Raw genomic sequence first — 18361 nt, 5'->3', positions numbered from 1 at the left:
GCCTGATCAACGCACGTCGAAATGCAGCGGCTTGATCTGCTGGAAAAGGCCGGTCGCGTGCAGCTTCGCCACTTGGTCGGGCGGGACTTGAGCATCGACATAAAGCAGCGCGATCGCCTCGCCGCCGGGCGCCGCGCGGCCCAGCGTAAAGTTCGCGATATTCACGCCGCTCCCGCCCAGCGTCTGGCCCAGAGCGCCGATGATGCCGGGCACATCCTTATTGGTGGTATAGAGCATATGTTCGCCAATCTCGGCGTCGATATTGATCCCCTTGATTTGAATGAAGCGTGGCTTTTCGTCCGAGAAGACCGTGCCGCCGATGGAGCGTTCGCGCTGATCCGTGACCACGGTCAGCTTGATATATCCCTCGAACGCGCCCGATTTATCCTGCTGGGTCGTGCTGATCTGGATGCCGCGCTCCTTGGCGATGACGGGCGCGGAGACCATGTTCACCTCCGGGTTCACCGATTTCATGATCCCCGCCACGGTGGCCGAGGTGAGAGCCGCGAGGTTCATATGGCTCACCACCCCGTCATAAAGGATGTTGATCGCCTTGATCGGCTCGTCCGTCATCTGGCCGATAAAGGCCCCGAGATGATCCGAGAGCTTGATCCAAGGCCCCATGACCTTGGCCTCTTCCGCCGTGACCGAGGGCATGTTGAGCGCGTTCGTCACAGCGCCGGTCAGCAGGTAGTCCGACATCTGTTCGGCCACTTGCAGCGCCACGTTTTCCTGCGCCTCGGTGGTGGCGGCCCCCAGATGCGGCGTGCAGACAACGCCGGGCAGGCCGAAGAGGGAGTTCTCGGCCGCAGGCTCCTCGGCGAAGACATCAAAGCCCGCGCCTGCCACATGGCCGGATGTGATCAATGCGGCAAGTGCGGCCTCGTCCACCAGACCGCCGCGCGCGCAGTTGATGATCCGCACGCCCTTTTTGGTCTTGGCCAGCGCCTCGGCGCTGAGGATATTGCGGGTCTGATCGGTGAGCGGCACATGCAGGGTGATGAAATCCGAGCGGGCCAGAAGCGTGTCGAGATCGACCTTCTCGACGCCCATCTTGTCGGCTTTTTTCTCGGTCAGAAAGGGATCATAAGCGATGACCTTCATCTTAAGCCCGCGCGCACGGTCGCAGACGATGCCGCCGATATTGCCCGCGCCGATCACGCCGAGCGTCTTGTTGGTCAGCTCAACCCCCATAAACTTGGATTTCTCCCACTTACCCGCTTGGGTGGAGGCGCTGGCCTCGGGGATTTGGCGGGCAACGGCGAACATCATTGCAATGGCATGTTCGGCGGTGGTGATCATGTTCCCAAAGGGCGTGTTCATCACGATCACGCCCTTCTTGGAGGCCGCAAGCTTGTCGATATTATCGGTGCCGATGCCTGCGCGCGCGATCACCTTGAGGTTGGTGGCGTTGGCGAGGATCTTCTCGGTGACCTTGGTGGCCGAGCGGATGGCGAGGCCGTCATATTGGCCGATGATTTCGGCGAGACGGTCTTTATCCCTGCCGAGATCGGGCTGAAAATCCACGTCGATGCCGCGGTCGCGGAATATCTGAACGGCGGTTTCGGAAAGTTTGTCGGATACGAGAACTTTGGGGGCCATTTGGGGCTCCAATCTTGAAAAATGCGTTGATGTTTGGTGTCGCGCTGGCGCCGGGTTTAGGCCCGCAGCGATGCTATTTCGGTCTCAAAGGCCCATTCGATCCACGGCATGAGCGCCGTGATATCGGCGGTCTCCACCGTGGCGCCGCACCAGATGCGCAGGCCGGGAGGCGCATCACGGTACGCGCCGATATCAAAGGCAACCCCTTCGCTCTCCAGCCGTTTGGCGATGGATTTGGCGAAAGCCGCCCCATCGGTAATGCGCGGATCGGTGAATTTGAGACAGACGGATGTGTTGGAGCGCGTGGCGCTCTCCTCGGCCAGATTGGCGATCCAGTCGCGGGTCTCGCAGAAATCCCAGATCACCGCCGCGTTTGCATCGGCGCGCGCCATCAGGCCTTCCAGCCCACCGACAGAGCGGGCCCAATCGAGCGCCAGAAGATAATCCTCGACCGCGAGCATTGAGGGCGTGTTGATCGTCGCCCCCTCAAAAATGCCCGCGATGATCTTGCCGCCTTTAGTGAGGCGAAAAATCTTGGGCAGCGGCCAGGGCGGCGTGTAGCTTTCCAGCCGCGCAACCGCGCGGGGCGACAGGATGAGCATCCCATGCGCGCCTTCCCCGCCCAGCACTTTTTGCCAGCTGAACGTGGTCACATCGAGCTTGTCCCAAGGGAGGTCCTGCGCGAAGGCCGCCGATGTGGCGTCGCAAAGGGTGAGGCCCGCACGGCCCGATGGGATCGCATCGCCATTCGGCAGGCGCACGCCCGAGGTGGTGCCGTTCCATGTAAAGCAGACGTCATTGTCGAAATCGACCGTGCCGAGATCCACGATATGACCATACTCGGCGGTCTTCACCTCGGCGTCGATTTTGAGCTGCTTGACCGCATCGGTGACCCAGCCTGCGCCGAAGCTTTCCCATGCCAGCATCTCGGCCTTGCGCGCGCCCAAGAGGTTCCACATCGCCATTTCATAGGCGCCCGTATCCGAGGCGGGCACGATGCCGATCAGATAGTCGTCGGGGACGCCGAGAAGTTCGCGCGTGTCGTCGATCGCTGATTTCAAGCGGTCTTTACCCACCGTTGCGCGGTGGCTGCGGCCCAAGGGCGCATCGGCCAATTGGATCACGTTGAATGTGGGGGGTTTGGCGCACGGGCCAGATGAGAAACGCGGATTTGCCGGCCGCGCGCCGGGGTCTTCGATCGTCATTGCTGCTATCCTTCCAGATAAGCGCCCTTCGTTGGGGAAGGGTGTCCCGCGATCAGAGCTACGGGGCGGCGCGGGCTTTCGCAAGCCGGAAAATGACGCTATAGCGCCGCTTGAGCGCCTTTGTGCGACACGAAACAGCTACGATCGGAAACTTTGGGTCATGTATGTCGCTACTCTGATTGCCCCCAAGGGCGCGTTGGACCCCGCTTTGGTCGAAAGCCTACGCAATGCGTGGGGCGGGGGCACGGTCGGCTGGCTCAGCCCGGATGAGGCGGCGGAATTCTCGTTGGAGCAGATGCCCGCGAATCGCTGGCAGGTCTGGGAGGAGCTTCAGGGCCTGCGCACCGATCTGATCGTGCAGCGCGCCGAGGGGCGGGCCAAGCGGATGCTTTTGGCCGATATGGACAGCACGATGATCGAGCAGGAGTGCATTGATGAGTTGGCCGAGGAGGCGGGCGTTGGCGCGCATGTCAGAGACATCACCGCGCGGGCAATGAATGGCGAGATTGATTTTGAAGGCGCACTGGTGGAGCGTGTGGCGCTGCTGAAAGGCTTGCCCAAGACGGTGATCGACCGGGTGCTTGATACCCGGATCAGCTTCATGCCCGGCGGGCGCGCATTGGTGGCCACGATGAAGGCGCAGGGCGGTTATGCGGCGCTCGTGTCGGGTGGGTTCACGGCGTTCACCGCGCGTGTGGCAGAGGTGCTTGGCTTTGATGCGCACCGGGCGAACCGTCTGATTGTGGCGGGTGGCGTTCTGAGCGGTCAGGTGGAGATGCCCATTCTGGGGCGCGCGGCGAAGGTCGCGGCGCTTGAGGAGATCACGGCCCAGCTTGGGATCACTGCGGCAGATGTGATCGCTGTGGGCGATGGGGCCAATGATCTGGGAATGCTCGGACGGGCCGGGACGGGCGTGGCGCTGCACGCGAAACCCAGCGTTGCGGCCCAATGCGACGTGCGGGTGATGCATGGCGATTTGACAGCGCTGCTTTACCTTCAGGGCTATGCGGCGAGCGAGTTTGCCTGACGCCCGCCGTATCTGAGCCTACGCCGCCAGCGCGGCCCGCGTTTTCCCGATCATCAGCGCCGCGCGTGCGGCCTCGCGCCCTTTTTCGACGAAATGCGCGCCATAGATGGTCATGTGATGCTCCGTCTCCTGAAACTGGTGCGGGGTGAGCGAGACCGACAGCACCGGCACGCCGCTGTCCATGCCTGCCCGCATCAGCCCATCCACCACCGCAGCGGCCACGAAATCATGCCGGTAAATGCCGCCATCCACCACGAGGGCGGCGGCGGCCACGGCGGCATAGCGCCCGGTCAGCGCCAGATCACGCGCCAGAAGCGGCATTTCAAACGCACCGGGCACCTCGAAGATATGGACCTGCGCGGGCGCAATCACCTCGCAAAATCCGGCGAGGGCGCGCTCCACGATGGGAGCATGCCAATTGGCCTTGATGAAGGCATATTGGGGGAGTGTCATAGTGTAGTCCTTTCCTAAAGCGTTTCGCCTTTCATCTGGGGCACCAGATCAAGGCGAAATGCGCGCGACACATACCGCCCAAGGCGAAAGACGACAGGAAAGGTGCCACGCACCCGCGCGGCCCAAAGGCCCCGCATCCCGGCGTTCTCTCTCATCCGGACTGTGACCGTCGGCTCTGGAGTTGCACCAGATCTGCTGACACTTTTTGACGGGGGTGACGTTTGAAAACCGGCGATCGTGCGGCACGCTATATGCGCCGCACGGCGGCCGGTCTCAACGCTGCCCGTTCAAAAGCCGCTCGCGGGCTTGGGGGCGCACCCCCTTTACCGCCGGTGGGGAGTTCCGCCCCGCCCTGAGAACGCGTTTATGCTGCACGCATGGGCGCGGTCCTGCAAGGCCAATCGCGCCCCTCAGCTTAAAACCGCCGCCGGGCGGATTGCGCCGGTCACACGGCCTGCGGCATTCAGGATCGGCGCGTTCAGCACGCGCTTGGCCGCCGGGTGCGCCGGATCAAGCGCCCCAAGACGGACGAGAAGCGCCGCCACAACACATTCAGAGGCCCGCGTGGCCCCATCAGTGATCTTGAGCGCGAGGCCCATCTGGCGCGCGGGCAGGATGGCGATGAAGAACCCTTCGGCCCCGGTCTTGATTGCCACAGGTTCTGAACAGGCGCGCATCAGCTCGGTGCAGGCGCGGCCCTCGCCCGCCACGAGATCCGGATGCGTCATCATCGCCTCGCGCAGGGCGACCATGGCCGATTGGCGGGCATCCGCGCCATTCGTGGCAGACGCGAAGCGCGCCATCGCGCGGGCCATGCTGTGCAGCGTGGTCATGAAATTGGGGGCGGAGCAGCCGTCGATCCCGTATCCCGGAGACGGCGCGCCCGTGACCTCCTCAAACGCCGCGCGGCAGGCGATCTGCACGGGGTGATCGGGGGCGATATACTCAGGCCCCGCGCCGAGATGCTGAGCCAGCGTGAGAAACCCCGCATGTTTGCCTGAACAGTTGTTGTGCAACTGGCAGGGGGCGGCGTCGGCGCGGATCAAGGCATTGCGCGCCGCCTCGCCCATCGGTGCGTCAGAGGCGCAGCGCAGGTCACCCTCGGTCAGCCCCAACGCGCTCAGCCATGCGGCCACGCGGGTTGTATGCGCCTCGGTTCCGTTATGCGACGCACAAGAGAGCGCCAGATGCTCAGATGTCAGGCCATGTGACGCGGCGGCCCCGCTCTCGATCAAGGGCAGGGCTTGCAGCATTTTGGCGGAGCTGCGCGGCAAAACCAGCGTTTGCGGATCACCCCACGCCTCCACGATATCGCCGCCTGCGTCGCAGATCACCGCATGTCCGCTATGCAGGCTTTCGGCCAATGGGCCGCGCCAGATTTCTACCATTGGGGCTGCTTGGGTCATGTCGAGGCCTTTCGTCAGAGAGAGCAATGCTGTGATGTGCGGGTTTTCGCCAATTCATTCTTTCGTTTCTGGTCTGTTTCAGGCTAATGTTGCAGTGTCGAGAGAAAGCAGGCCCTTGCACGCATAAGACCGGCAAAAAGCCGCCAGAGTGAGGGCCAGACATTGAGGTTTAGGACGGCTTGGAGGCTGGACAGATGAAATTACTTTATTCGCGTGCCGCTCAAACGCTCACGTCGCGCGCTGCGCGCACCCTTGCAGGCACGGCAATTGTTGCTTTGATGGCAACGTCTTTGGTGCCGACACAGGCATTTGCACAGGCCGAGAGCACTAATCAGGTTGCGGCAAAGACCGCGTGGAGTGTTTTTGAAGAGCAGACGCCACGCGAATGCTGGGCCGTATCCGCGCCCACAGAGACGGTCAACAGCCGCGATGGGCGTGTCGTCTCCGTGCGCCGGGGCGAAATCCTTTTGATGACGTTTTTCCGCCCCGATGCGGGGGTGAACGGGCAAGTAGCCTTTACGGGCGGCTACCCGTTTGCGCCGGGATCGAACGTCGAAGTGAATATCGGCGGCACGGCGTTTGACCTCTATACCGAAGGTGAGTGGGCATGGCCCGCCAGCACGGCCGAGGATGGCAAGATCATCGCGGCGATGAAACGTGGGGCAGATGCTGTGCTCACGGCCCGTTCGGCGCGGGGCACGCAGACCAAAGACACATTCTCGTTGCAGGGCTATACGGCCGCGACGGACGAGGCGCAAAAGCGCTGCCAGTGATCTGATTGTTTTGTGATGCCTGTCCGGCCAAACCGGGCGTTGGTGTATTTGCCAAACCTGCGACAGGGATGCCCTCCTCGCAGGTGGCTCAGCATGGCCTAGGTCGTGGTGTGCGTGTCGGCCTCTTTTGACGCGCGCGCAAAATCCTATATAGCAGGCGGATCAGTTTACCGCCTGAGGACCGTCATGACCGCCAAAGCGCCGATCACCCAAGATGTTCTGACCCTGCCGCGCAAAATGCCGGAGGGCGGCAAGGTCAACCTCGTAGGCCTTACACGGGATGCGATGCGCGATGCGTTGATTGCGCATGGCGCGCCCGAGCGGCAGGCGAAGATGCGCGTGGGCCAGATCTGGCAGTGGATGTATCAATGGGGCGTGCGCGATTTCGCAAGCATGACGAACCTGTCGAAGTCCTATCGCGCGGAGCTTGATGAGACGTTCTGCATCGAACTCCCTGAGGTGGTCAGCAAGCAGGTCAGCGAGGATGGCACGCGCAAATATCTGGTACGCATCGCGGGCGGGCATGAGGTCGAGGTGGTCTATATCCCCGAGACGGATCGCGGGACTTTGTGTATCTCCAGCCAAGTGGGCTGCACGCTGACCTGCTCATTTTGCCACACGGGGACGCAGCGTCTGGTGCGTAACCTCACTGCCGGTGAGATCATCGGGCAGGTCATGGTGGCCCGCGATGATCTGGGCGAGTGGCCCGTGCCCGGCGCGCCCAATGTGGAGGGGCGCCTTCTGAGCAATATCGTGCTGATGGGCATGGGCGAGCCGCTTTATAATTTTGAGAATGTGCGCGACGCGATGAAAATCGCGATGGACCCTGAGGGGATTCAGCTGAGCCGCCGCCGTATCACGCTGAGCACGTCCGGCGTGGTGCCAGAAATTGCGCGCACCGCCGAGGAAATCGGCTGTCAGCTGGCGGTGAGCTTTCATGCCACCACCGATGAGGTGCGCGATCAGCTCGTGCCGATTAACAAGAAATGGAATATCGAGACATTGCTCGACGCGCTGCGCGCCTATCCACGCGTCAGCAATTCCGAGCGGATCACGTTTGAATATGTCATGCTCAAGGATGTGAATGACAGCGATGCGGATGCGCGGCGTCTGGTGAAGCTGATCAAGGGCATTCCGGCCAAGATCAACCTTATTCCCTTCAACGAATGGCCCGGCGCCCCCCACGCGCGCAGCACGCCCGAGCGGATCAAGAAATTTGCCGATATCGTGCATGATGCGGGCTATGCCAGCCCGGTGCGCCGCCCACGTGGCGAAGATATCATGGCCGCCTGTGGTCAGCTGAAATCTGCGACCGAGCGCGCGCGCAAATCGCGCCGCGAGATCGCGGCGGAGGCGGGGCTGAGCCAGCCCTGAGGCACGCCTGAGCACCATCTGAACTTGGGGCTACACTGGATCTCGCATTTGCACGTCGCGCCGCGAAACTGTGCGGCTTTTTCCCTATGGCTGCCGCAATTCCCGTCGAGATTGAACCCTATGGAATGTGAAGGTCTCCGCACCTCGCGTGGTCTTTCAACGGAGGGCAACCGAATGGTTTACGTGAACAGTGATCCCACAGCCAAGGCCGGTGTCTTGGCCTTGGTCCTGCACGAAAAGCAAAACGCACGCAGCACACAAGACTGGCACAAGGCGCTGAGCCATTATGGCTACGCGGTGCAGCAAACCGACCGGGGGGCGTATGTGACGACCCTTCCGCATGGTGTGGAAGTCTGCCGCCTGCCTTCGGGCAGCGTGTCTCGCTAAGCCTGAACTGTGTTTGGGTGCGCCCGAAACGGTGATACCTGACCATGCTGTGCAGAGGCTTTTGGAGCTTTGCGCAGCAATCTTTATCTCTCTTACCTTGTTTGAAGTGCCCATGCGCGCCCACCACACGCACGGCGTGTATTGTGGCTGGCTGGTCCTCAAATGACCGCTGGCCTGCCCAAATTGGGCGGGAATCTCGCCATGGTCCGATTCTAGCGTGAGTGCATAACGTAGAGTAACGAGGATTGAACCAATGACACAGCAGACCACAGAAATTTTGACCCTGATCGAACGCGAGCGCAGCATGGCCGTATCCGAGCGCGAATGGCAGCACCGCCTGCGAGGCTATGGCTACGGCATCCGCGAGACAGATGAGGGGCGTATTGTGACCTCTCTTTTGCACGGCTCGGCCATTTGCCACCTTCCGGCGCATCTGGCTGTTTAAGCAGGCTTAGCTCTCGGCGGCGTCTTCCCATGCGTCGATGATTGCCACCGCGTCGGCGGCGGTCTCGACGAATTGGAAAAGATCGAGGTCTTCTTCGCTGATCGTGCCGGCATCTGCCAGCGCCTCCCAGTTGATGATGGAGCGCCAGAACGTCTCGCCGAAGAGCAAGAAGGGGATGCGCTTCATCCGGTCTGTCTGGATCAGGGTCAGCGCCTCAAACGTTTCGTCCAGCGTGCCAAAGCCGCCGGGAAAGACGCAGATTGCCCGCGCGCGCATGAGAAAGTGCATCTTGCGGATCGCGAAGTAGTGAAAATTGAAGCACAGGCCCGGCGTGACATATTCGTTCGGGGCCTGTTCATGCGGCAGCACGATATTAAGGCCGATGGATTCGCCGCCCGCGTCATCCGCGCCGCGGTTTCCGGCCTCCATCACGCCCGGACCGCCGCCCGTCGCGACCACATAATCGCGGCCATAAGAGCCAAGCGAGCGTTCGGTCATCAGACGGGCGAATTCGCGCGCCTCGTCATAGTATTTCGAGAGATCCGCGAGGGTCTGGGTGCGGGCTGTATCTTTCTTTGAAGGCTCGGGGATGCGCGCGCCGCCGAAAAGGACCACGGTGGAGGTAATGCCGCGCTCGTTCAGGATCATCTCGGGCTTCAGCAATTCCAGTTGCAGCCGCACCGGGCGCAGCTCGTCACGGCACAGAAAATCCGGATCGTCAAAGGCGAGGCGATAGGCCGGGGCACGCGTCTGTGGCGTGTCGGGCACCTGCTCGGCTGTGTTGCGGTCGGCATGGGCGCCCCGGAAGGGGCTTGTGCGGTCGTCTTTCATGGGACGGGTCCTCTTGGCCTTTGGAACTTGGCTTAGAGGTACAGCAGGGCGCGGGCCTTGGGAAGCGGGTAGCGGGTGGTGCTGTTTTGAATATATTAAAGCGTTCCGCGCGTTTCGCCTCAATTGAGTGTCTCAAGTTTAAGGCGAAACGCTTTAGCTAAGAAGAAAGTGGGGCGCGGTGCGGCCGTCGGCCTCGGATTGCGCAGAGCGGGTTAGGGCCTTATAGCCGGGTGGGACTGATCCCGTTTTCTTGAAAGGCTTATCCCATGTCCAATGCGCAACTTGAAACAGCAATCGAAGCAGCCTGGGAGGCGCGCGATACGATCACGCCCCAAACCAAGGGCGAGACGCGCGATGCGATCGAGGCGACTTTGGATGCGCTTGATGGCGGTGGGTTGCGGGTGGCTGAACCGCGCCCCGATGGGAACTGGCATGTGAACCAATGGGCGAAGAAGGCGGTTTTGCTCGGCTTTCGCCTGAAGGATATGGAGCTTCAGGGCGGCTCTGCCCAAGGGGGCTCTTGGTGGGACAAGGTCGACAGCAAGTGGAAAGACTGGGATGCGGACGCGTGGGGCAAGGCCGGATTCCGTGCGGTGCCCAATTGCGTGGTGCGCCGCTCGGCCTATATCGCGCCGGGTGCGGTTTTGATGCCGTCTTTTGTGAACCTCGGCGCCTATGTGGATAGCGGCACGATGGTGGATACATGGGCCACGGTCGGCTCGTGCGCGCAGATTGGCAAGAATGTGCATTTGTCCGGTGGTGTGGGGATTGGCGGTGTGTTGGAGCCGATGCAGGCGGGGCCCACGATCATCGAGGATAATTGCTTTATCGGCGCGCGGTCCGAGGTGGTCGAGGGCTGCATCGTGCGCGAGGGGTCGGTTTTGGGGATGGGTGTCTTTATCGGGCAATCCACCAAGATCGTGGACCGTGAGACCGGGACCGTGAGCTATGGCGAAGTGCCATCGGGCTCCGTTGTTGTGGCGGGCTCGATGCCGTCGAAGAATGGCGTGAACCTTTACTGCGCGGTGATCGTGAAGCGGGTGGATGCGCAGACGCGTTCCAAAACGTCGATCAACGAGCTTTTGCGTGACTGAACCCGCCAAGCCCAAAAAGCCCAGCCGCCAGCAGGTCTATACCTTGCTGGTGGAGATCGGGCGCAAGGCCGGGGACGGGTTGCCCAAAGGGGCCACCGGAGCCGCTTTGATGATCTATGCCAGCGGCGTGGATGAGGCGGAAGCGGTGCGTGAGACGGTGGCGATTTTGAAGCAGGCGGATACCGCGCCTTTGGATGTGTCGGGCTATGGCAGCCTTGCGGAGCGCGAGGAGGAGGGCCACGACATATCTGAGGAAGAGCGTGGCCTGATGCAGCGGGCGCTCGATGAGAATTCGGTGATCGTGGCGCAGATGACGCCATTTTTCGACACGCCTGAAGGCGGGGCCAAGGGTTAAGCCGCGCGCAGGGCGGCGAGCGTTTTGGCCTCGAAGGGTTTGAGCACCGGCCAGATGGGGCGGGCATGTTCTGGCAGCTGCGCGCGCTCGAACGGGGCCATAAGCGAGGCCATCAGCGCGGGTTTATCGCGGCGCAGGCGACCGATATAGAGGCTTTCTATCGGGCAGCCCGCAGCGACGATCACCTCATGCCCCGGCAGCAGGATATCGTAATAGGTGACCGTATCGGTGCATGTGCCTGAGGGGCTATTATCGTAATAGGCCGAGGCGCCGTTCACCAGATGGCGCACGGGCACGAGGGCGGCTTCGGTGCCGAACATGTATTCCACCTGACTGCCGCCGATCACCAGCCGTTGATGCGGGGCTACGAGGATATCCTGACGCAACCCGAAGAAGGGCGCGCGCAGGCGGACCGGGCGCAACGCGCCGCGTGCGGGAAACCGCTGCGCTACAGTTCGCAGGATCGGCACCACGGCACCGCTGCTGGTCAGGACGGTATCGCCCCGGCGCAAGCGTGCGGCGGGCACGGGGCCGCGCGGTGTGGCGATGGGCACGCTGGCCGTAAGGCCCGGCATCGGGCCCAGCGGCTCCACCTCAGACGACACGGCAAGGAAGCTCACATCGCGGTCCATGGTGCGCCGTGCGGGAAAGCGCGAGATCATACGCATGTCCTCATTTGTCATCGGGTGGGGTGGCGGGGTCTGAACGCTCGTGATGCGGCCTTTTGCAACATGCTCAAGCGAGAGGCGGCCCCAGCGGGCAGGGGCGTCCCAGCTGTAATAGACGCGCACCTCGTCATTGCGGCCATCCAGATCATGGGGCAGGGCGGCGTGGCGCAGATCATCGGCCAGCTGTTCGATCAGGACGATCCCGCCATTGGGCAGCGCCTTGAGCGTGAGCCCCCCGGTCCAAGGCGCGCCGCGTGCGAAATTCAGCAAGGTCTGGGGGCGGCCCTCGGGCGACAGATGCGTCTCCAGCATAAGGGTGCCGCGGGGGAGCATCTCGTCTTCGCGTGTGTCGGGAGCACTGCCCAGCCCGCCTGCGTTGAACGTGCCGCCCTCGTGATCGGCGATCCCAATCCAGGCCCCATTGGGTCTCATGTCAGGCGGCCCAGCCTTGAGCGAGAAGCTTTGCCTCGTGTCGTTTGAGGGTGCGGCGCGCGGCGGGCGAATAACCAGCGCCGGTGTCCGGGTCGATCTCGGGGAAGAGCGCGCAGATCTCGGCGACGATCTCGGCCTCGAAACTGTTATGCGTTTGCGGCCCCGGCAGGAAGCTTTCGGTCTCCAGCCCTTCGGAGAACACCACCTGATGGCGATCAAAGAGGATGTGCACATAGTCCACCTCGCCGCCCTCAACGCGGCGCACGGACAGATCATTGACCAGATCACGGGCGCAGACCAGCACTTCGGCTTCGCCGAAGAGAAGCTCGGCCAGGCTGTCGCGGATCAACACACGGTGCAGCGGCGACAAGAACAGATCGCCGTGGCGTCCAAACGTGTTGGCGGCGATATGGATCGGTGCGAAACCGCCCTTTGCCTCAACGCGCCGCTCCCCAATCCAGCGCAGGGGCTGTGCGCCCTCATCACGGGTCATGACCAGATCACCGGGCACAAGGGTTTCGACCGCGCGGGGGCCGTCGGGTGTTTGCACATGGGTGCCTGCGACAAAGCACGGCACGCTATCGACCAGTACGAAGCCTGTGTCGGACACGCCTGCGTCATTCTCGACCGTGTAGGTAAAGGCGAATTCTTCGGTCTGCGTGTCGCCGGTCATGGTAAGCGTACCATCAGCATTCAGCTGCACGGTTTGCCCGGTGTTCAGGGTGACGGTATCACCTGCGTTCACGGCTTGGCCGTTGACATGGGTGATGGTCAGCGACCCGGCGCCGGCATTGCTATCATTTGCCAGCACATCCACCGTCCTGTCGCCGAACGGGTCGAGACGGAAGCTGTCGTCAATCGCCAGAACCGAGCCTTGGATGGAGCCGCCCGCGATGATCAATGTGGAATCGTATTGGTTATCGTTCACATCTGCGATGCCGATGCGGATGGAGTTTGTTACACCGGGGATCACCGGGATTTTCAGGGTGAGATTCACCGTGAAGCCATCCATCTCGGTGTTGAACTGATCGGATGTGTTGTCGATGAACAGGTTCTGGTTGGCGCCTGAGTTGAGGTTGTTGGGGTCCACATCGCCGTCGCCTACGCTCAGCTCCACAAAGCTGCCGTTGATCCAGACGCCGACAAAATCCTGAAAGGCGCCGATGGCGAATTCTGGATATTCTTCGGAGGCAAAGACAAATTGCATCGTCAGCATATCGCCATCAGGGGTGAAATCCACGTCGATATAGGACGCATCGAATGTGGGCGCGCCGGCGGCAGTGTCGAAATCCTGTACGCCGTTTGGGCCGCTGGAATTGGTTGTCGTGCTGGCGCTTTGGTTGGATTGAAACCAGTTATTATTGGTAAATCCGCGCAGATCGCCTGTGGAGAACATGACGCCCGTATCGCCCGGCATGACGCCCGGTGCGATGCTATCGCCGTTGGTGTAGATTCCTGAGCTGTCGGGGTCCCCGCTATAGGAGGCATCCTCGATCACCACACCGGGGCCAAACATTTCCTGAGCCATCTGCGTGGCTGTTGCATTGCGGTTGATGGGTATTTCGACGCCTGCGACCATCTTTGCCTCTGCTCTTTTTATCTAGGGCATGGATCAACAGATACGCATGACAGCGCAAAATGCTGCATGTACGAAGCCGCATATGGTGCGGCTTTGGTAGTTTGAGGGCTGCTCGGCCCTGCGTCTGTTACCCTGCCTCGGGTTTATTATTAAGCGCATCATAACCTTTTTTGATCGTTCTGTTAAGGGGGCAATGCGCGCGTTGCCCTTGGCCGCGATCCGCGCTAGCCAATGGGGCAATTCTGCTTGTGGAGATGACCATGCCCCATACCCCCGTCGATCCTGTTGCGCTCACCGCCGATCTGGTGCGCTGTGCCTCTGTCACGCCCGAGGAGGGTGGCGCTTTGGTGCTCTTGGAGCGCCTTCTGAGTGAGGCGGGGTTTGAGTGTGCCCGCGCCGACAAGGAAGGGATCGCAAATCTCTATGCCCGTTGGGGTGCGAAGGGGGCTGCGCGCAGTTTCGGCTTTAACGGACATACGGATGTGGTGCCTTTGGGCGATGAGGCGGCATGGACGGTCCTGCCCTTCGGGGCCGAGATCAGGGATGGGTTTCTCTGGGGGCGCGGTGCCACGGATATGAAATCAGGCGTGGCCGCCTTTGTGGCCGCTGCCGTTGACTTTGTCTCGCAAACGCCGCCTGACGGCGCTGTGATCCTTGCGATTACCGGCGATGAGGAGGGCGACGCGCTGCACGGCACCACGGCATTGTTGGAGCATATGGAGCGCAATGGCGAGGCGATGGATGTCTGCCTTGTGGGCGAGCCGACCTGCCCTGACGCCATGGGCGAGATGATCAAGATCGGGCGGCGCGGATCGCTGAACGCGTGGATCACGATCACCGGGCAGCAGGGCCATTCGGCTTATCTTGATCGTGCGCGCAATCCTTTGCCCGCGATGGCGCGGCTGGTGGATCAGCTCTCGTCCACGCCCCTTGATACGGGCACGGATCATTTTGACCCTTCCACCCTCGCGGTGGTCACGGTCGACACCGGCAATGCAGCCACCAATGTGATTCCCGCCGCCTGCCGCGCCACGCTGAACATCCGCTACAACGACACCCATTCCGGCGCGTCCCTGACCACGTGGCTCGAAGAGCAGATGGATAAGGTCTGTACCGAATTTGGCGTCAAGGGCGCGCTCAAGGTCAAAAATTCCGGCGAGAGCTTCGTGACGCTCCCCGGTGCGTTCTCCGATCTGGTCGTGGCCGCTGTGCAGGCGGAGACTGGCCGCCGCCCGGTGCTCTCGACCTCTGGCGGCACGTCGGACGCACGCTTCATGAAGGATCATTGCCCGGTGGTGGAATGTGGCCTTGTGGGGCGCACGATGCATCAGGTCGATGAGCGGGTGAGCGTGGAGCAAATCGGTCAACTCAAGGCGATCTATGCCCGTATCCTGCGCGATTACTTCACGTGAGGATTTCTGAGACCGAGGATCATGCGACCTGCTTTGGGCTACGCCATACCGTTTTCGTGGAAGAACAAGGCGTGCCTGAGGATGAGGAACGCGACGCGCTGGACGCGGGCGCAATACACCTTCTCGCGCATCAGGACGATAGGCCTGTGGGCACCGCCCGCATCCTGCTTGGCCCCGATGAGGCCAAGATCGGCCGCGTTTGTGTTCTGCCCGAACAGCGGGGCACGGGACTGGGCAAAGCGCTCATCCGCGCCGCAATGGCATCGGCTAAAGCGCGGGGGCTTCAACATGTGCGGTTGGGCGCGCAGATCCATGCGCTGGAATTTTACGCAAAGCTGGGCTTCACCGCCGAGGGGCCTGTCTATGACGATGCAGGCATAGATCATCGTGACATGGTGCGCGACCTGTGAGGCGTGCGCAGCTGATCGTGATGGTGAAAGAGCCACGTCCGGGCCGGGTCAAGACACGGCTGGGCGCGGATATCGGCATGACGACTGCCGCATGGTGGTTCCGACACCAGACGGCGCGGCTCTTGCGCGAAGTCCAAGACCCGCGCTGGGAGACATGCCTCGCCGTCAGCCCCGACCACGAGGGTCTGCAAAGTCGCATCTGGCCTGCACACCTGCCGCGCCTCCCGCAAGGGCGCGGCGATCTGGGCGAGCGGATGGCCCGCCTGATGCGTGGCGCGCCACCCGGCCCGGTCTGCATCATCGGCGGGGATATTCCCGGCATCCGCAAGCACCACATCGCCCGTGCCTTTCGCGCGCTGGGCAGCCGCGGTGCCGCGCTTGGCCCTGCGCCGGATGGTGGCTATTGGCTTATCGGGTTGAAACGCAGCGCTCCGCCGCCTGCGGCCTTCCTCCAAGGGGTGCGCTGGTCCACGCGATACGCGCTCAATGATACTGCGCAAACGCTGGCGCCGCTGCCGATTGCCCTGCTCGATACGCTCCGCGATGTTGATACCGCCGCCGACTTGGCGGTAAAGCCTCGCCTCGGATTTCGCGGATGACGTCCGCCTTTCTGCGTGCTACTCCCGCGCCATGAGCAAGCTGCCCACACGCGACGAGATCCTGCAATGGATCTCCGACAACCCGACCCTCACCTCGAAACGCGACATCTCCAAGGCCTTCGGCATCAAGGGGGCGGCGCGGATCGACCTTAAACGCATGCTCAGGGAACTGGCCGAGGACGGCCATATCGAGGCGCGCAAGAAATCCCGGCGCGACCCGGATCGCCTGCCGCCTGTCTCTGTTCTGGAAGTGACAGGGGCGGCCAGTGATGGTGAGCTTCTGGCGCGCCCGATGGAGTGGCAGGGCAGCGGGCCGGAGCCTGTGATCCTTTTGGTGCCGCGCGCCTCTGATCCAGCGCTGGGCACGGGCGACCGTATCTTGGCCCGTCTGAGCGAGGTTGAGGGCGAGGCGCATGGTTATGACGCGCGCCTAATCCGACGCATCGGGACCAATCCGCTCAAGGTGCTGGGCGTTTTCCGCAAAGGGGCCGAGGGCGGGCGGATCGTGCCCATCGACAAGGGCAACGGCAAGGAATGGCTGGTCGAGGCGAATGCGACCGACGGTGCGCAGGACGGAGAGCTGGTCGAGGCCGAGCAATCCGGCCCGCGTGGCCGCATGGGTCTGCCACGGGCGCGCATCATCGCGCGTCTGGGCGATCCGTCCGCGCCGCGCGCGGTCTCGCTGATTGCTATTCACCAGCACGGCATCCCCGACCGCTTCCCCGATGATGTGGTTGCGGAGGCCGATGCGATGGCCCCGGCAGGCCTTGAAGAGCGCGAGGATCTGCGCGAAATGCCATTGGTTACGATCGACCCGGCGGACGCGCGTGACCATGACGATGCGGTTTATGCCCATGCCGATGATGATCCGGCAAACCCTGGTGGCCATGTGATATGGGTCGCGATTGCCGATGTGGCGCATCATGTGCGCCCCGGCTCCGCGCTGGACGCGGAGGCACGCGAGCGCGGTAACTCCAGCTATTTCCCTGACCGTGTGGTGCCGATGCTGCCGGACAGGCTTTCGGGCGATTTGTGCAGCCTGCATGAGGGCGTGCCGCGTGCCTGTGTCGCCGTGCGGATGCAGATCAGCGCAGAGGGTGAGAAAATCGGCCAGCGGTTTGTGCGCGGCCTGATGCGCTCGGCGGCCTCGCTGACCTACCAGGAGGTGCAATCGGCGATGGATGGCGCGCCCTCTGAGCGCGCTTTGGGGCTTCTGGAATCCGTGATCCGCCCGCTATATGCTGCCTATGGGGCGCTCAAAGAAGCCCGCGGGCGGCGTCAGCCCCTCGATCTGGACCTGCCCGAGCGCAAGGTGCAACTGAGCGATACGGGTGAGGTTCTGAGCGTGAATTTCACCGAAAGGCTGGATGCGCACAAGCTGATTGAGGAGATGATGGTACTGGCCAATGTGGCCGCCGCCGAGACTTTGGCCGCGCGGGAGGTGCCGCTTCTCTACCGGGTCCATGAGGAGCCTGCGGAGGAAAAGCTCGACAGCCTGCGTGAGGTGGCCGAGGCGGCGGGGCTCGTACTTGCCAAGGGGCAGGTTCTCAAGACCGCGCATCTCAACGCGCTTCTGAGTGGGGCTGCGGGCACGGATCACGCCGAGCAGATCAACATGAGCACCCTGCGCGCCATGACACAGGCTTACTATAGCCCCGGCAATTACGGCCATTTCGGGCTGGCGCTCAGGGCGTATGGCCATTTCACATCGCCGATCCGGCGCTATGCGGATCTGGTCGTGCACCGCGCGCTGATCACGGCGCATGGTTGGGGCGATGACGGGTTGAGCGCGCAGGAGATTGACCGGCTGGAGGGCACGGCCAAGCATATTTCCGACACGGAGCGGCGCTCGATGATGGCGGAGCGTGACACGAATGATCGCTATCTTGCGGCGTTTCTGAGCGAGCGTGTAGGCGATGAGTTCACGGGCCGGATCAGCGGCGTAGTGAAGTTCGGCGTGTTCGTGCGGCTGGATGAGACGGGGGCCGATGGGCTTATCCCGGTGCGCAGCCTTGGGCGGGAATATTTCCATTTTGACCGTGAGGCGGGCACGCTGATGGGCGCGGAGAGCGGGCGGGTCATCGGGCTGGGTCAGCGGGTGACGGTGCGTTTGGCTGAGGCGGTGCCGGTTACGGGCGGGATCGCGCTGGAGCTTATCTCGGTTGAAGGCAAGGCTGTGCCGCGCGGTGGGTCGGGCAAGGGACGTGGCAAGGCGCCACGCCGCAAGCCCGGGCCCGCGAAGCGCAAGGCGGCCAAAGCCAAGCGCAAGGTGGAGCGCACGCGGCGGGGGTGATCTTGCGGCGGGGCTA

At 62.6% G+C, this 18361-nt stretch carries 19 protein-coding genes and 1 riboswitch; of the genes, 11 read left to right on the top strand and 8 right to left on the bottom strand.

The genetic code is table 11. From position 1 onward, the window contains the following. Positions 1-6: 6 nt before the first annotated feature. Both serA and KUD11_RS02295 read right to left on the bottom strand, forming a co-directional pair. The gene (gene serA, locus KUD11_RS02300) at positions 7-1602 is read right to left on the bottom strand and encodes a phosphoglycerate dehydrogenase (protein ID WP_109386973.1); all 1596 of its coding nucleotides are present in this window, start codon (positions 1600-1602) and stop codon (positions 7-9) included. A 56-nt stretch (positions 1603-1658) separates the two neighbouring features. Continuing rightward, positions 1659-2807 (bottom strand): phosphoserine transaminase, encoded by a 1149-nt coding sequence (locus KUD11_RS02295; protein WP_109386975.1) that lies wholly within the window; start codon positions 2805-2807, stop codon positions 1659-1661. Positions 2808-2967: 160 nt separating this feature from the next. Here KUD11_RS02295 and serB point away from each other — a divergent pair, with 160 nt between their 5' ends. Beyond that, on the top strand, positions 2968-3834 hold the full coding sequence (gene serB / locus KUD11_RS02290) for a phosphoserine phosphatase SerB (RefSeq protein WP_109386977.1): 867 nt from the start codon (positions 2968-2970) through the stop codon (positions 3832-3834). Positions 3835-3852: 18 nt separating this feature from the next. On the opposite strand, the gene KUD11_RS02285 is transcribed toward serB, so the two are convergent. The 3 genes from KUD11_RS02285 to KUD11_RS02275 form a co-directional block, all read right to left on the bottom strand. Beyond that, a complete protein-coding gene (locus KUD11_RS02285; RefSeq protein ID WP_109386979.1) occupies positions 3853-4287 on the bottom strand; it encodes a 6,7-dimethyl-8-ribityllumazine synthase in 435 nt (144 codons plus the stop codon). 14 nt (positions 4288-4301) lie between these two features. After that, entirely contained in the window at positions 4302-4442 is a 141-nt protein-coding gene (locus KUD11_RS02280; protein ID WP_181375320.1) for a hypothetical protein, read from the bottom strand. Then, a riboswitch (FMN riboswitch) is annotated at positions 4427-4651 on the bottom strand. Its footprint overlaps the gene before it by 16 nt. A gap of 46 nt (positions 4652-4697) precedes the next feature. Further along, positions 4698-5693 carry an asparaginase gene (locus KUD11_RS02275; RefSeq protein ID WP_109386981.1) on the bottom strand — a complete coding sequence of 332 codons (996 nt, stop codon included), beginning with the start codon at positions 5691-5693 and terminating at the stop codon, positions 4698-4700. A 278-nt stretch (positions 5694-5971) separates the two neighbouring features. Here KUD11_RS02275 and KUD11_RS02270 point away from each other — a divergent pair, with 278 nt between their 5' ends. From KUD11_RS02270 to KUD11_RS02255, 4 genes are all read left to right on the top strand, one after another. Then, on the top strand, positions 5972-6466 hold the full coding sequence (locus tag KUD11_RS02270) for an invasion associated locus B family protein (protein WP_109388335.1): 495 nt from the start codon (positions 5972-5974) through the stop codon (positions 6464-6466). Between the two features lie 186 nt (positions 6467-6652). After that, complete coding sequence (rlmN, locus tag KUD11_RS02265) at positions 6653-7840, top strand: 23S rRNA (adenine(2503)-C(2))-methyltransferase RlmN (protein ID WP_109386983.1); 1188 nt, start codon at positions 6653-6655, stop codon at positions 7838-7840. A 174-nt stretch (positions 7841-8014) separates the two neighbouring features. Then, the gene (locus tag KUD11_RS02260) at positions 8015-8227 is read left to right on the top strand and encodes a hypothetical protein (RefSeq protein WP_109388337.1); all 213 of its coding nucleotides are present in this window, start codon (positions 8015-8017) and stop codon (positions 8225-8227) included. A gap of 253 nt (positions 8228-8480) precedes the next feature. Beyond that, positions 8481-8672 (top strand): hypothetical protein, encoded by a 192-nt coding sequence (locus KUD11_RS02255; RefSeq protein ID WP_109386985.1) that lies wholly within the window; start codon positions 8481-8483, stop codon positions 8670-8672. Between the two features lie 6 nt (positions 8673-8678). Here the strand turns inward: KUD11_RS02255 and KUD11_RS02250 are convergent, their stop codons facing one another. Further along, a complete protein-coding gene (locus KUD11_RS02250) occupies positions 8679-9503 on the bottom strand; it encodes an LOG family protein (protein ID WP_109386987.1) in 825 nt (274 codons plus the stop codon). A 266-nt stretch (positions 9504-9769) separates the two neighbouring features. Here KUD11_RS02250 and dapD point away from each other — a divergent pair, with 266 nt between their 5' ends. After that, positions 9770-10597 carry a 2,3,4,5-tetrahydropyridine-2,6-dicarboxylate N-succinyltransferase gene (gene dapD / locus KUD11_RS02245; protein ID WP_109386989.1) on the top strand — a complete coding sequence of 276 codons (828 nt, stop codon included), beginning with the start codon at positions 9770-9772 and terminating at the stop codon, positions 10595-10597. Then, complete coding sequence (locus KUD11_RS02240) at positions 10590-10952, top strand: hypothetical protein (protein WP_109386991.1); 363 nt, start codon at positions 10590-10592, stop codon at positions 10950-10952. The genes dapD and KUD11_RS02240 overlap by 8 nt, the downstream gene beginning before the upstream one ends. Here KUD11_RS02240 and KUD11_RS02235 read toward each other — a convergent pair. Together KUD11_RS02235 and KUD11_RS02230 are read right to left on the bottom strand one after the other, a co-directional pair. After that, positions 10949-12052, bottom strand: coding sequence for a Hint domain-containing protein (locus KUD11_RS02235; protein ID WP_109386993.1), 1104 nt, complete (start codon positions 12050-12052; stop codon positions 10949-10951). The genes KUD11_RS02240 and KUD11_RS02235 overlap by 4 nt on opposite strands. 1 nt (position 12053) lies before the next feature. Then, positions 12054-13631 (bottom strand): Hint domain-containing protein, encoded by a 1578-nt coding sequence (locus tag KUD11_RS02230; protein WP_109386995.1) that lies wholly within the window; start codon positions 13629-13631, stop codon positions 12054-12056. 260 nt (positions 13632-13891) lie between these two features. Here KUD11_RS02230 and dapE point away from each other — a divergent pair, with 260 nt between their 5' ends. Genes dapE through rnr form a run of 4 tightly spaced genes read left to right on the top strand, consistent with a single transcriptional unit; the run spans position 13892 to position 18345 of the window. Next, complete coding sequence (dapE, locus tag KUD11_RS02225) at positions 13892-15043, top strand: succinyl-diaminopimelate desuccinylase (RefSeq protein ID WP_109388339.1); 1152 nt, start codon at positions 13892-13894, stop codon at positions 15041-15043. Further along, entirely contained in the window at positions 15040-15453 is a 414-nt protein-coding gene (locus KUD11_RS02220) for a GNAT family N-acetyltransferase (protein WP_109386997.1), read from the top strand. Before dapE ends, KUD11_RS02220 begins: the two co-directional genes overlap by 4 nt. Positions 15454-15473: 20 nt before the next feature. Further along, on the top strand, positions 15474-16052 hold the full coding sequence (locus KUD11_RS02215; RefSeq protein ID WP_109388341.1) for a TIGR04282 family arsenosugar biosynthesis glycosyltransferase: 579 nt from the start codon (positions 15474-15476) through the stop codon (positions 16050-16052). Between the two features lie 31 nt (positions 16053-16083). Then, on the top strand, positions 16084-18345 hold the full coding sequence (gene rnr, locus KUD11_RS02210; protein WP_109386999.1) for a ribonuclease R: 2262 nt from the start codon (positions 16084-16086) through the stop codon (positions 18343-18345). Positions 18346-18361: the final 16 nt, after the last annotated feature.

The sequence above is a fragment of the Roseovarius carneus genome, assembly GCF_020141465.1.
Lineage (GTDB): Bacteria > Pseudomonadota > Alphaproteobacteria > Rhodobacterales > Rhodobacteraceae > Roseovarius > Roseovarius carneus.
Note: the sequence above shows the minus strand (reverse complement) of the source record. Positions and strands in the feature narration are given on the sequence as shown.